This window comes from Pseudonocardia sp. GCM10023141, assembly GCF_042653605.1.
In genome coordinates this window covers 221182-233974 of sequence record NZ_JBHSIR010000008.1, presented here as the reverse complement: position 1 = coordinate 233974, position 12793 = coordinate 221182, and the positions used below count along the sequence as shown (strand labels likewise).

Annotated in this window: 17 protein-coding genes; 2 read left to right on the top strand and 15 right to left on the bottom strand. The window is 74.1% G+C overall.

Translation table 11 applies throughout. The features are described from left to right. Window positions 1-57: 57 nt before the first annotated feature. Window positions 58-633: a CGNR zinc finger domain-containing protein gene (locus ACFPFQ_RS04690; RefSeq protein WP_379615099.1), complete on the top strand. Its 576-nt coding sequence runs from the start codon at window positions 58-60 to the stop codon at window positions 631-633. Window positions 634-713: 80 nt separating this feature from the next. Here ACFPFQ_RS04690 and rimI read toward each other — a convergent pair whose 3' ends face one another. From rimI to ACFPFQ_RS04650, 8 genes are all read right to left on the bottom strand, one after another. Then, entirely contained in the window at window positions 714-1199 is a 486-nt protein-coding gene (rimI, locus tag ACFPFQ_RS04685; protein ID WP_379615097.1) for a ribosomal protein S18-alanine N-acetyltransferase, read from the bottom strand. Next, window positions 1196-1858, bottom strand: a complete 663-nt coding sequence (gene tsaB, locus ACFPFQ_RS04680; RefSeq protein WP_379615096.1) for a tRNA (adenosine(37)-N6)-threonylcarbamoyltransferase complex dimerization subunit type 1 TsaB — start codon at window positions 1856-1858, stop codon at window positions 1196-1198. Before tsaB ends, rimI begins: the two co-directional genes overlap by 4 nt. Window positions 1859-2173: 315 nt before the next feature. Continuing rightward, window positions 2174-2425, bottom strand: coding sequence for a hypothetical protein (locus ACFPFQ_RS04675; protein WP_379615095.1), 252 nt, complete (start codon window positions 2423-2425; stop codon window positions 2174-2176). A gap of 141 nt (window positions 2426-2566) precedes the next feature. Next, window positions 2567-3265, bottom strand: coding sequence for an HAD family hydrolase (locus tag ACFPFQ_RS04670; protein ID WP_379615094.1), 699 nt, complete (start codon window positions 3263-3265; stop codon window positions 2567-2569). Continuing rightward, complete coding sequence (gene tsaE, locus ACFPFQ_RS04665) at window positions 3262-3753, bottom strand: tRNA (adenosine(37)-N6)-threonylcarbamoyltransferase complex ATPase subunit type 1 TsaE (protein WP_379615092.1); 492 nt, start codon at window positions 3751-3753, stop codon at window positions 3262-3264. Before tsaE ends, ACFPFQ_RS04670 begins: the two co-directional genes overlap by 4 nt. A 32-nt stretch (window positions 3754-3785) precedes the next feature. Next, on the bottom strand, window positions 3786-4931 hold the full coding sequence (locus ACFPFQ_RS04660; protein ID WP_379615090.1) for an alpha/beta fold hydrolase: 1146 nt from the start codon (window positions 4929-4931) through the stop codon (window positions 3786-3788). After that, window positions 4925-6091, bottom strand: coding sequence for an alanine racemase (gene alr, locus ACFPFQ_RS04655; RefSeq protein WP_379615088.1), 1167 nt, complete (start codon window positions 6089-6091; stop codon window positions 4925-4927). Before alr ends, ACFPFQ_RS04660 begins: the two co-directional genes overlap by 7 nt. A gap of 4 nt (window positions 6092-6095) precedes the next feature. After that, window positions 6096-7556 carry an NAD(P)H-hydrate dehydratase gene (locus ACFPFQ_RS04650; RefSeq protein WP_379615085.1) on the bottom strand — a complete coding sequence of 487 codons (1461 nt, stop codon included), beginning with the start codon at window positions 7554-7556 and terminating at the stop codon, window positions 6096-6098. A 137-nt stretch (window positions 7557-7693) separates the two neighbouring features. Here ACFPFQ_RS04650 and ACFPFQ_RS04645 point away from each other — a divergent pair, with 137 nt between their 5' ends. Continuing rightward, window positions 7694-8518: a dienelactone hydrolase family protein gene (locus ACFPFQ_RS04645; protein WP_379615083.1), complete on the top strand. Its 825-nt coding sequence runs from the start codon at window positions 7694-7696 to the stop codon at window positions 8516-8518. Window positions 8519-8580: 62 nt separating this feature from the next. On the opposite strand, the gene ACFPFQ_RS04640 is transcribed toward ACFPFQ_RS04645, so the two are convergent. The 7 genes from ACFPFQ_RS04640 to ACFPFQ_RS04610 form a co-directional block, all read right to left on the bottom strand. Further along, entirely contained in the window at window positions 8581-8967 is a 387-nt protein-coding gene (locus ACFPFQ_RS04640) for a hypothetical protein (RefSeq protein ID WP_379615081.1), read from the bottom strand. Further along, window positions 8964-9248: a hypothetical protein gene (locus ACFPFQ_RS04635; protein ID WP_379615079.1), complete on the bottom strand. Its 285-nt coding sequence runs from the start codon at window positions 9246-9248 to the stop codon at window positions 8964-8966. The genes ACFPFQ_RS04640 and ACFPFQ_RS04635 overlap by 4 nt, the downstream gene beginning before the upstream one ends. 182 nt (window positions 9249-9430) lie before the next feature. Beyond that, window positions 9431-10774, bottom strand: coding sequence for a phosphoglucosamine mutase (gene glmM, locus ACFPFQ_RS04630; protein ID WP_379615077.1), 1344 nt, complete (start codon window positions 10772-10774; stop codon window positions 9431-9433). A 5-nt stretch (window positions 10775-10779) separates the two neighbouring features. Further along, complete coding sequence (gene rpsI, locus ACFPFQ_RS04625) at window positions 10780-11349, bottom strand: 30S ribosomal protein S9 (protein ID WP_379615075.1); 570 nt, start codon at window positions 11347-11349, stop codon at window positions 10780-10782. 38 nt (window positions 11350-11387) lie between these two features. Beyond that, entirely contained in the window at window positions 11388-11831 is a 444-nt protein-coding gene (gene rplM / locus ACFPFQ_RS04620; RefSeq protein WP_379615073.1) for a 50S ribosomal protein L13, read from the bottom strand. A 255-nt stretch (window positions 11832-12086) separates the two neighbouring features. Further along, on the bottom strand, window positions 12087-12374 hold the full coding sequence (locus ACFPFQ_RS04615; protein ID WP_379615071.1) for a WXG100 family type VII secretion target: 288 nt from the start codon (window positions 12372-12374) through the stop codon (window positions 12087-12089). A gap of 13 nt (window positions 12375-12387) precedes the next feature. Beyond that, window positions 12388-12699 (bottom strand): WXG100 family type VII secretion target, encoded by a 312-nt coding sequence (locus ACFPFQ_RS04610; RefSeq protein ID WP_379615069.1) that lies wholly within the window; start codon window positions 12697-12699, stop codon window positions 12388-12390. Between the last annotated feature and the right edge of the window lie 94 nt (window positions 12700-12793).

Sequence of the window (12793 nt, the reverse complement as noted above, 5' to 3'; positions counted from 1 at the left end):
CGACTCGTTACATGGTGAGCGTGGCCTCGTAACCTGTCAACCTGTTACATTGAACGGGTGCCTGCGCTCGGTGAACGTCTGGAAGCCGACGGCGCGCTGCGCTTCGACGCCGGCCCGCCGTGGCTCGACCTGCTGGCCACCGTCGGCAGCGCCTACGGACCGGCGCCGGTGGAACGCCTGCGCGGGCTCCCCGAGCTCACCACCTGGCTGGAGCGCGAAGGCCTCACCCCGGCGCGGGCGCCCGTCGCGGACGACGTCCGGAATGCCTGGGCGTTGCGCGAGGCGCTGCGCCCGATCGTGCTCGCGGTGCTGGCGGCCGAGCCGGTGACCGCGGCGCAGGCCGCGGCGCTGCAGCCATGGCTCGATCACGACCTGCCCACGCGGGTCGTCGTGCGCGACGGCCGCCCGGCGCCGGACCGGCCACCCACCGTCGCCGCGGCGCTGGGACGCGTGTGCCGCCAGGCCGTCGAGCAGCTGGGCGGGCCCGACAGCGCGCACCTGGGTGCCTGCGCCGACCACGACTGCGGGATGGCGTTCCTGGATCCGGGCGGGCGGCGGCGGTGGTGCGCGGCGGACCGCTGCGGGGTGCGGGCCCGGGTACGGGCGCATCGCGCGCGGGCGAAGACGGGCTGAGCCCGCTCGCACACACCGCAACGCCACCGCACACACCGTGCACGGTGTGTGCGGGCACCCGCAGGTGTGTGCGAGCTGATCTACGCCGGGTGCGGCACGGCGTCGCGGCGCATGGTGTGGGCGTCGGCGAGGCTGGGCCAGTAGTAGCGCTTGCGTACCCCCACCACGGTGAACCCCTCCGACTCGTAGAGGGTGCGGGCCGGGTCGTTGTCCGTGCGGACCTCGAGGAACACGGTGGCCGCCGCCGCGTCGGCCACGGCGAGCAGCTCGCGCAGCAGCGTCCGGCCGATGCCGCGGCCCTGGTGCGCCGGGTCGACGCCGATCGTGTGCACCTCGGCCTCGGCCTGCGGGGGCAGCGCGACGAACGCGATGCCGGCGTACCCGACCAGCACGCCACCCACGCGGGCGGCGAAGTAGGCGTGCCCGGCGCGCAGCTCCTCGCGGAACGCGCTCGCGCGCCACGGGTCGTCGCCGGGGAACAGCAGGCGCTCCAGCTCGGCGCAGCGCGCGGCGTCCGACTCGTGCAGCGGCCCGACCTCCACCGTGGCCGGCTCCGGCCGGCTCACCCGGTGGTCACGCGCTTGCGCGCGCTCATCTCCTGCGCGTCGGGGCGGCGCAGGTAGAGCGGCTCCAGCAGGCCGGGGTCGGCGCCCGTGCGCAGCGCGTCAGCAGCCACCGCGACGAGCCCCTCCGGGGTTGCCGACGACGGCTCCAGCACGGGCAGGCCGACCGTGTCCGCGAGCGCACCGGCCGCGGCGACCACCCCCAGCTCGGCGACCCGGGCGGCGAGGACGGCCGGCGCGTCGACGGCAGGCCCGTGTGTCCGGCCGGTGCCGTTGTAGGCGGCCCAGTAGACCTCGCGGCGACGCGCGTCGGTGACGACCAGGAACGGGCCTGCGGCCACCACCTCGGCGGCGATCGCGTCGTGCGAGCACACCCCGTGCACCGGGACGCCCAGCGCGTCGCCCAGCGACGCCGCGGTGACCATCCCGACCCGCAGGCCGGTGAACGGGCCCGGCCCGATGCCGGTGACCACGGCCTCGATGTCCTGCAGCGTGATCCCGGCCTCGGCACACGCCGCGAGCACGCCGGGGATCAGCAGCTCACCGTGCTTGCGCGGATCGTGCGCGATCGACGCGCCGCGAGTACGGAGTCCGTCAGCGGTCAGCTCGACGACACCCGCGGTGACGGCGGGGGTTGCGGTGTCCAGAGCCAGCACGAGCACGCCGTCGAGCCTACGAGCGTGGCTGCGGGCCGATGTGGAGGGGCCCCCGGGAGAGCCTTGCTGCCATCCGGAGCCGCCCGGTGCCGGCGCTGGGACCGGTGATCGTTACCGAGCCATGACACGCACCGGGCGCAACCATGACACGGCGCCGCGACGCTCGGGGTCGTGGGTGATCATGGGAGTCGGCCCGACCGGACGCGACGGGGTCGCCGCCGTCGAGGGGCGACTGGCCGGGCAGCCTGCCGATCTACGGGCCGCGATGGTCGCCGTCGGCCCCACCTCCGGCGGGCTTCTCCGCGCGGGTGGCAGGCATCGTCACGGAATCGATGCTCGGGGTGGCCGCCACGAGGGACTCAAGCTGCCGGGCTCGGAGCCGGTGGCGGTGCGGACGGGCACCGTGGCGTCGCGGTTCGAGGGGGAGAACAACGACGCGTGGACGGCGGGCTTCACCCCGGCCGTCGCCGCCGCGGTGTGGATGGGCACCGACCGCAACACCCCGATCCGCACCGCGGCGGGCACCCCCATCGACGGCGCCTCGTTCCCCGGGCGGATCTGGCCGGAGTTCATGGCCCTGACCAGCGTCGATACGCGTCCGGCAGCGTTCCCGTACGTGCGCTCGATCGGCCTGCCGCCGGGTCCGGACATCCCACCGGGCCCTGAGCCGCGCCGAGCTGTCCCCAGGTGCATCGACCTGTGGACAACTCCGGATCACCAGTCGGCGATGACGTCCGGAAGCTCCGAAAGGCGCTGGATCACGGCATCGGGCTGCACGTCCACGGGAACGAGCTGCCCCGCCGGGATGTCGGAGTGCGGCACCAGCACTGCGCGCATGCCCACTGCCTTGGCGCCGCTGACGTCGTCGTAGAGGCGATCCCCCACGTAGACGCAGCGGGCCGGGTCCGTGGCGCCCACCGCGTCCATCGCCGCGCGGAACGCCGTGGGATGGGGCTTCGTGTAGGGCAGGTCGCTGCTCCACACGCAGGCGTCGAACGCGTCGAGGATGCCGTCGCGGCGCAGCCAGTCCTCGTGCCACTCGGCGGGCCACAGCGTGGACGACAGCACGCCCAGGCGCATGCCCCGCTCGCGCAGCGTGGCCAGCATCGGTGCGGCCTCGGGATCGGTCAGCGTGCCCTGCTCCCAGAACGTGCGGTAGGCGGCGACGGCGGCCTCGTCGTGCCGGGCGACGGCGTCGGCCAGCACGTCGGCGAGGGTGAAGGCGTGGTGGCCCTCACGTACGCGGGCCCAGCGTGCATCGTCGGCGGCCAGCAGCGTCGCCGCCAGCTCCGCGGCCGCGGCCTCGTCGTCGGCGTGCGTGGCGCCCGCGAACGCGCGCCACCCGTCGTGGGAGTCGAGCGTCACCCAGGGCACGAGCGTGCCGCCCCAGTCGAAGATCACGGTGTCGATCATCCGCGGGCCTGCCACGTGACCGTCGCCACGCGGACGTCGTCCGGGCGACGCGCGAGCCGCACCAGCAGGTAGCGCTCGGCCAGCCGTTCGGCCACGCCCTCGCCCCACTCCACCGCCACCACCGCGGCATCGAGGTCGGTGTCGAGATCCAGGTCGTCGAGCTCGGCGGCCACGTCGACGGATCCGCCGCCGAGCCGGTAGGCGTCCACATGCACCAGCGGCACCCCGGTGCCACCGGGCAGCGGCGCGTGCTCCCTGGCGATCACGAACGTCGGCGACGTCACGGCGCCGCTCACCCCCAGCCCGCGGGCCAGGCCGCGCACGAACACCGTCTTGCCCGCACCCAGCGGCCCGGAGAGCACGACGAGGTCACCGGCGCCCAGCTCCGCGGCCACGCGCACGCCCAGCGCCTCGGTGTCGGCGGGTTCGGGCAGCTCCAGCTCCGTGTCGAGCGACAAGCCCGTGCCGAGCGACGTTTCCGGTGGCACCGCGGTCCGACCTCCTGCGTTCTGTCCTCGGGTCATGCACGCCGCCGGAACCGGCCCGGCCCCGTGCGTCCGGCCTTGCGCGCGTCGGCCGCCTGCTGCTCGGCCCGCACCGCGCTGCGACGCAGCAGCTCCGTGAGCGCCTCGTCCATCGCGACGGGGCGCTCGAGCATCGGCAGGTGCCCGACACCGGGGAATAGTACGAGTGTGGCGTCGGGCAGCTCGGCGGCGATCACCTCGCTGTGGCTGAACGGGATCACCCGGTCGGCGTCGCCCGCCGCCACCAGCACCTCGCAGCTCGCGAGCGCGGGCAGCGCCGCCACGCGGTCGTGGCTGCCCACGGTGTCGACGAAGTCGGTGAGGGCGTCCACGGCGTTGGCGCTGATCATCGAGTCGACGAGGTCGACCAGCCAGGGCGCGACGTCGTGGTCGCCGTAGGCGAAGTTGCGGGTGATGGCCCAGATGATGTCTCCCGCCGCCCGGCGCACGCCTTCCACCAGGTTCGGCTGGAGCCGGGCGAGCAGGCCGACGCCGCGGGTGAGCGGGTTGCGCCGCGACAGCAGTGCGCCCGGGATCCCGGCGGAGCCCACCTCACCGGCCGATGTGGCCAGCAGCGCGACGCCCGCCACGCGCTCGGTGAACAGCTCAGGGTTCTGCTCGGCCAGCGCCATGATCGTCATGCCGCCCATGGAGTGGCCCATGAGCACCAGCGGTCCCTCCGGCGCGAGCGCGCGGATCACCGAGTCCAGGTCGCGGCCCAGCTGCTCGATCGTGCAGCTGGCCCGCGGAGCGCGCTCGGAGCGGCCGTGGCTGCGCAGGTCGTAGAGCACCAGCCGCACCCTCGGGTCGGTGAGCGCCGAGAACGCGCGCCGCTCGAAGTGCCAGGTGCGCCGGTCCAGCGCGAAGCCGTGCACCAGCACGACCGTCAGCACTGCCGCCCCGGCGGCCGGCTCGATCTCCTCGCAGGAGAGCCGGACGCCGTCGTCGGCCGTGACCGAAGAGGGCTCACCCGGCGGGAACGTGCCCGGCTCGGTCTCCCCCTCGGACAGGGTGGTGGCCAGGCGGCGGCGCTCCGCCCCGATCTGGTTGCGCTTGCGGGCGGCGGCACCGACGGCCACCCCGGTGACGGCGGCGCCCGCGGCGCCGGCGACGGCACCCCAGAGCAGCCCGGGCCTCACCACGACGGGCTCCCGCCGGAGTCGATCACCGTGTGGGCCACGCGGCGGCCGCGCATTCCCGTCAGCACCTCGTAGTGGATGGTGTCGAGCTCGTCGGCCCAGTCCTGGGCCGTGGACTCCCCGCGGTCGCCGGGACCGAACAGCACGGCGTGGTCACCCTCGCGCACCGCGACGTCACCGCAGTCCACCACCACCTGGTCCATGCACACCTTCCCGACCACCGGCCGGAGCTCGCCACCGAGCAGCACCTGCATCCGCCCGTTGCGACCGAGGCGGCGCGGCACCCCGTCGGCGTACCCGATCGGCAGCAGCGCGAGCGTGGTGGCGGCCGGCGTGGTCCATTCGTGCCCGTAGGACACGCCCTCACCGGCCGGCACCCGCTTGACCAGCGCCACCCGCGCCTGCAGCGTCATCGCCGGGCGCAGCGGCGACTCGTCGACCGGGCGCCACAGCGGGTCGAGGCCGAACACGGCGCACCCCGGCCGGACGAGGTCGAAGTGCAGGTCCGGGCGCGTCATCGTGGCCGCCGAGTTGGCCAGGTGCCGGATCGGGCTCAGGCCGCGGTCGCGGGCCTGCTGCCAGGCGGCGGTGAGCCGGGCGGCCTGGCGGTCCAGCATCGGGTGCTCGGGCTCGTCGGCGTGGGCGAGGTGCGACCACACGGCCACCACCTCGGCAAGGCCGTCGGCCACCGCCTTCGCGGCCGCGTCGAGCAGGTCGGGCCACTCCGACTGCGGGGCACCTCCCCGCGTCATCCCGGTGTCGATCTTCAGGTGCAGCCGCACCTGCCGCCCGGCCCGCCCGGCCGCGGCGAGCACCTCGTCGAGGCGCGCGCGGGTGGCCACCGACAGATCGACGCCGGCGGCGACGGCGGCGGTGAAGTCCTCACCGGGCACGTGCAGCCAGGACAGCAGCGGTGCGGTGATGCCGGCGGCGCGCAGCTCGAGCGCCTCGTCGAGCGAGCAGACCCCGAGCCAGGTGGCGCCCGCCTCCAGCGCGGCCCGTGCCACCGGAACGGCACCGTGGGCGTACCCGTCGGACTTGACCACCGCCATCACGGCCGCGGTGGGCGCCAGCCCGGCGAGTACGGCGACGTTGTGGCGGACCGCGGCGAGGTCCACCACCGCTTCGGCTCGGGCCGTACCGGGTTCTGCCACGCTCCGCATCCTCTCATCCCGCGGCGGACGGCCCGGGTGCCGAGCGCACCGCGCGGATCGCCTCGGGGATCGCCGCCTGCAGCGCCGACGCGGGTGCCGGGGCGCCCGCGGCGGCCAGCTCGGCCGCCGCGGCGTGCACGAACGCGGCGCAGCCCGCTGCCCACCACGGCTCCAGACCGGCCGCCAGCAGCGCTCCGATCAGGCCGGACAGGACGTCGCCCGACCCTGCGGTGGCCGCCCACGAGCCGCTCGCCGGGTGCACCAGCGCCCGCCCGTCGGGATCCGCGACGACCGTGGCGTTGCCCTTGAGCAGCACCGTGACGCCCAGCTCGACCGCTGCGTGGCGCGCCGCAGCCACCCGATCGGTCCCCACCTCCCCGGCGATCCGGGCGAACTCACCGGCGTGCGGGGTGATCACGACCGGCCGCCCGTGCACGGCCGCGCGCAGCCCGGGGTGCTGTGCCAGCAGCGTGATGGCGTCGGCGTCGAGGCACAGCGGAACGTCGCGCTGCAGTGCCGCCTCGAGGACCTCCCGGCCGGCGTCGTCGGTGCCGATCCCGGGGCCGACCGTCCACGCCTGCGTCCGGCCGGCCGCGTCGACGGTGTCGGTGGCCACCACCTCGGGCCAGCGCTCGCCCACCGTGGCCCGTGCGGTGCCCGCGAACCGGACCATGCCGCTCGTGGCCAGCACCGCGGCCCCGGTGGCCAGCACGGCGGCACCCGGATAGGTGGCCGAGCCGGCAGCGACGCCGACGACGCCCTGGCTGTACTTGTCGTCGGTGGGGCCCGGCACCGGCCACCGGGCGCCGACGTCGGCGGCGTCGAGCACGTGGGCGTGCGGCGCCGGGAGCAGCGGGCCGAGCCCGATGTCCACCATGTGCACCGGGCCGCACCGGGCCGCCGCCAGCACGTGCACGGGCTTGAGCGCGCCGAAGGTGACGGTGGCCGTGGCCGTGACGGCGGCACCGTCGACGGCGCCGGTGTCGGCATCCACCCCGCTGGGCAGGTCGACCGCCAGCACCGGGACCCCGGCCGCGGCCTCGACCAGCGCTGCGGCACCGGCGCGCAAGCCGCCCTTGCCGGAGATGCCGACGATGCCGTCGAGCACCAGGTCCGCCGTCGCGACGAGCCCGGCGCCGACTGTGGCTTCGGTGGCGTCGACCACCCGCCCACCGCTGCGCCGCAGCGCCGCGAGGCCGGTGGCGTGGGCGCGAGCCGGATCCAGCAGCACGGCGGTGACGCCGGCACCGCGGCGACACAGCTGCACCCCGGCCCACAGCGCGTCACCGCCGTTGTTACCGGCGCCGACGAGCAGCACGACACGTGACCCGGCCACACCGCGGGCCGCCAGCATCCGGCACGCGTGCACGGCGAGCCCGAACGCGGCCCGGCGCATCAACGCGTCGTCGGCGGTGCGGGCGAGCAGCACCGCCTCGGCGTCGCGGATCTGCTGGGCCGTCCAGATTCCTCTCACGGTCGCTGACGCTACTGCGGCCCTCCGAGCTCGGCTCGGTAGCACGAACGGGCCTGCCCACGGGCACAGAACGCTCACAACGGCCCTGTCTGCACTACGTTCTCCCTGTGGCGAGGACCAAGTCTGTGATGTCTGCGATGAGGACGAACCCGGCGTTGCGACCGCCCGCGGTCCGCAACGGCAAGGACGCGGTCGGTCACCTCTCCGCGCCCGGCCCGCACCGGGTGCTGCGGGGCGATCTCGGCATGGTCGGCATCCCCGGCATCGTCTTCGCGCCGGAGGAGGGCCTCGGGCTGCCCGTCGTCGTGTTCGCCCACGACTGGCTCCAGCCCGCCGACCGCTACGCCGACCTGCTGCGCCACCTCGCATCGTGGGGCTTCGTCACGGCCGCGCCGTCGAACCACCGCGGCATCCTGCCCAGCCACCCGGCCTTCGCCGCCGACCTGCGCACCACGCTCGACGTCTGCGCTGGCGTCCGGCTCGGCGACGGCCGGATCAGCGTGGACGGGCGCCGCAGCGCGCTCGTCGGACACGGGATCGGCGCCGGCGCGGCGCTGATCGCCGCCAACGGGCGAGCGCGGCTCGCGGCGCTCGTGACGATCGCGGCCGCCCAGACCCACCCCGACGTGATCGACTCGGCGCGCGCGCTCACCGTGCCCGCGCTGCACATCGCCGCCGGCAAGGACACGGTGGCACCGGCCGCGGGCCACGCCGACCAGATCGCCGCCACCACCAGCGGCCCCACCTGGCTGCGCACGCTGCCCAAGGCGTCGCACTCCGGGTTCCTCGACGGCTCGCACTGGAGCGACCTCGTGCTCGCCGGCGGGCCCGAGGCGAAGACGCGGCGGATCACCCGCGCGCTGGTCACGGGCTTCCTGCTGCGCCACCTCTGCGACGAGGACCGCGTGGACGTGCTGGTGGACGGCAAGGTGCCGGGCACGGTGCTGGCCGACCGGGTCTGATCAGGGCCGAACGCCTACTGGTTCATGATCGAACCGGAACCAGTGGGCGCTCGGCGGTGGTCTCAGTGCGTTTCCGTGCTCCCCGGCAGCTCGGCGATCCGCATCCCGCGGTCGGGGTCGGCCCGGGTGCCGTCGGTGCCGGCCAGCCGCGCTCCGCGGTTGTGGGCGGCGGCGAGCAGTGCCCCGACGAGGTCGACCGGCGGCGGTGGCGCAGCCGCCACCGGATCGGCGTGTTCGCGGGTCAGCTCGGCACCCAGCTGCGACGCGTCGGCCGCCTGCCGATCGAGCTCACGGTGCAGCAGCCCCGCGCGCTCGAGCCACGGTGAGCCGTGCGCGTCCGGCCAGTCCTGGACGAGCCGCCCGACGAGGTCACCGACCTGCTCGGCCGTATCGGCCAGCACGTCGGCCAGGCGCGTGCACCACAGCGCGGACAGGATCGGCTCCGTCATGGGGTGCCGGGTTCGGCCGCGCGCCGCAGCACGTCGGCGATCTCGCTGTCGGCCGGCCCGAGCGCGGCAGCGGCGGCCAACGCGGCCGCCAGCTCGGCCAGCTCCCGCACGGCCCGCTGCACGGCGGTGTCGAGGCGCTCCAGATCGGCCGTGCGACCGGGTGCGAACACCGCGGGCCGATCCGGGGCATGAAGGGCGGCCGCCAGCACGTCGGCCAGCTCGTGCGTGCGCGCGGCGTGCCCACGCAGGCGGACCGGATCCCGATGCACGTCCGAGGGCATGCGTCGATGGTGCCGCATGCACCGTCCGGTTCGGGGCCGAACGGAAGAACTGGTCTGGAGCGGGTCGACGGAGGCACCTCGCACACCGCCTCCCGACTTCGCACACCGTGACCCGTGCTCGCAGGAGTTGGAACGTGTGCGAGGACTGGCGACGGCGTGCGAAGTCGGCGTACCGACCGGTCCTAGCCCACAGCGGCGACGGCTTCCGCGAGCCGGACGGCCGTGGCTCGCGCCAGTTCTGCCGTGGGAGCCTCGACCATCACCCGCACGAGCTGCTCGGTGCCCGACGGGCGCAGCAGCACCCGCCCGGTGCCGCCCAGCTCCACCCGCGCGGCCTCGACGGCATCACGGACCGACGCCGCATCGGCGACGGCGTCCTTGTCGGCCACCGCCACGTTGTGCAGCACCTGCGGCAGCGGGTTGACCACCGACGCGAGCTCCGCCAGCGACGAGCCGGTGGTGGCCATCCGCGCCATCAGCAGCAGCGCGGACAGCAGGCCGTCGCCGGTGGTGGCGTGGCGCGGCAGCACGAAGTGGCCGGACTGCTCACCGCCGAGGGTGAACCCGCCCGTGCGCAGCTCCTCCAGCACGTACCGGTCGCCGACCTGGGTGGTGCGCACCGCGATCCCGGCGGCCTGCATCGCCAGGTGCAGGGCGAGGTTGCTCATGACGGTGGTGACGAGCGTGTCTTCGACGAGCTCACCGGCATCACGCAGCGCGAGCGCCAGCACGGCCATGATCTGGTCGCCGTCCACGACGGCACCGGTGGCGTCGACGGCGAGGCAGCGGTCGGCGTCGCCGTCGTGGGCGATGCCCAGGGCCGCACCGTGTGCGCGCACGGCCTCCTGGAGCGGACCCAGGTGGGTGGAGCCGACCCCGTCGTTGATGTTGAGACCGTCCGGTGCCGCGTTCATCGCGATCACCTCGGCACCCGCCCGCCGGTAGGTCTCGGGTGCGACACCCGACGCCGCACCGTGCGCGCAGTCGACAACCAGGCGCAGGCCGCCCAGCGCTGCCGGCGTGGCGGCGAGCAGGTGCTCGACGTAGCGCTCGGCGGCGTCCGGGAGATCCCGGACACGGCCGATGGCGGCACCGGTGGGCCGCGTGACGGCCTGGCCGATGCCGGCCTCCACCGCGTCCTCGAGCTCGTCGGCCAGCTTGTGGCCGCCCGCGGCGAACAGCTTGATGCCGTTGTCGGGCATCGGGTTGTGCGACGCCGAGATCATCACGCCCAGGTCGGCACCGAGCACGCCGACCAGGTGCGCGACCGCCGGGGTGGGCAGCACACCGACACGGACGGCGTCGACCCCTGCCGAGGTGAGGCCGGCGACGACCGCCGCCTCCAGCATCTCGCCACTGGCCCGCGGATCCCGCCCGACGACGGCGGTGGCCCGGCGCGACCCGTCACGGTGCGCCAGCACCCGTGCGGCGGACGCGGAAAGCCCAACGGCGAGCTCCGGAGTGAGGAGCTCGCCGTTGGCCAAACCACGAACGCCGTCTGTACCGAAGAGACGTCGCTCGCCCAAGGAGATCAGCGCTTGCTGTACTGAGGCGCCTTGCGGGCCTTCTTGAGGCCGTACTTCTTGCGCTCGATGACACGCGGGTCACGAGTGAGGAAGCCTGCCTTCTTCAGCGGCGGGCGGTCCTCCGGGTCGGACTCGATGAGCGCACGGGCGATGGCGAGGCGCAGCGCGCCTGCCTGGCCCGAGGTGCCGCCACCGTGCAGGTTGGCGAAGATGTCGAAGCGCTCGGTCTTCTCGACCGTGACCAGCGGCTCGCGGATGAGCTGCTGGTGGAGCTTGTTGGGGAAGTACTGCTCGAGCGTCTTGCCGTTGAGCTTGAAGGCACCGGTGCCCGGCATGAGGCGGACGCGGACGACGGCCTCCTTGCGGCGACCCACGGTCTGGATCGGGCGGTCGGAGTAGACGATCGGGGCCTCCGCCGCGATGTCGACCTCGATCTCCTGGTCGAACTCGTCGACGGCAGCCTGCTCGTCGACGGCCTGCTCGTCGGCCTCGACCTCGGGGGCCTCGATCTCGGTGGCCTCGGCGTCGACGGCGGCCTCCTCGACAGCCTCGATCTCCGGCTCGGGGGTGCTCACGGTCTGTCCCTCTTCCACTTCGTTGCTGATCGGCTCAGTCACTGAGCGACCTGGGTGATCTCGAACGCGGCCGGCTGCTGCGCGGCGTGCGGGTGCGTCGGGCCTGCGTAGACCTTGAGCTTCTTGCCCATCGCGCGGCCGAGCTTGTTCTTGGGGAGCATGCCCGTGATGGCCTTCTCGAGGAGGCGATCCGGGTGCTTCTCGATCATCTCGCCGACCGAGCGCTTGCGGAGGCCGCCCGGGTAACCGCTGTGGCGGTAGACGAACTTGTTCTCCCGCTTGTTGCCGGAGACCGCGATCTTCTCCGCGTTGATGATCACGACGAAGTCGCCGGTGTCCATGTGCGGGGCATAGGTGGGCTTGTGCTTGCCGCGCAGCAGCGTGGCGGCGTGGGTGGCGAGCCGGCCGAGGACCACATCCGTGGCATCGATCACGTGCCAGGCGCGGGTGATCTCGCCGGGCTTGGGGCTGTACGTGGGCACGGACCTACCTCGTCGCTGTCGTGTGCTCGTCGAAATACTCGGGAGCTGCTTCTGGTGCGCGGATGCGGAAGGCGCCGGGCCCGCGCTGCCGAAAATCACAACTGCCGGGCCGTGCGAGCCGCGGTGAAGCGACCGCGGGTTTCCACCCACCGCACGTCGAAGAACGAGGGTACCCGCCGGTCCGAAGCGGGGTCAAAACACCCCCTCCAACCGACGGGCACCGACGCCCTCAAGATCGCCGGAAGGCCCGCGTGGTCACGACCACCGCGCGGCATTGGCGTTCTCTACCTGCACGTAAGCGTCCTTCGCCAGGCCCAGCGCCACCCCGATCTTGGCGAGCACCCGGTTGAGGTCGGCCGATGCGGCGTCCCACTGGCGCTGCTTGGCCTGGTAGTCGGTGGCCGCCGCGCCCTCCCAGCTGGCGACCATCGGCGCGATGTAGCGCTTGAGATCCTCGAGCTGTCCGGAGATGCGCCCCGACGTGCCGGTGACGCTCTGCTGCGCGCTCTCCAGCGCCGCGAAGGTGACTTTGATCTCGCTCATGTCCGGCTCCCTCTCAGCCCAGTGCCGCACGGATCGCGGACAGGTCGCCCGCCTGCTGGTCCTCGTGTTGCTGATACGTCATCGCCGAGCCCTGGATCGCCTCGCCGATGCCGCGCAGCGCCTCGTTGATGGCACGCGCGTCGGTGTCCCACTGCACCATCAGCTGGGTGAACGTGCCGGCGGCCTCCCCCCGCCACGCGCCTTGCAGCGAAGCGAGCTGCCCGCGCAGCGCGGAGAGCTCCGCCTGCACGCTCTCGTTGACGGACAGCACATGCTTGCCCGCCCTCTGCATCTCCTCGGTCGTCGTACCGAATCCGGCAGCCATCGGGCCCACCCCTCGTTGATCGGTGCTGCGTGGTGAACTGCTCTGTGCCGGCACGATCGCAGCCGGGTGGGTCCCTCCGTGGGCGTTCGCCGTT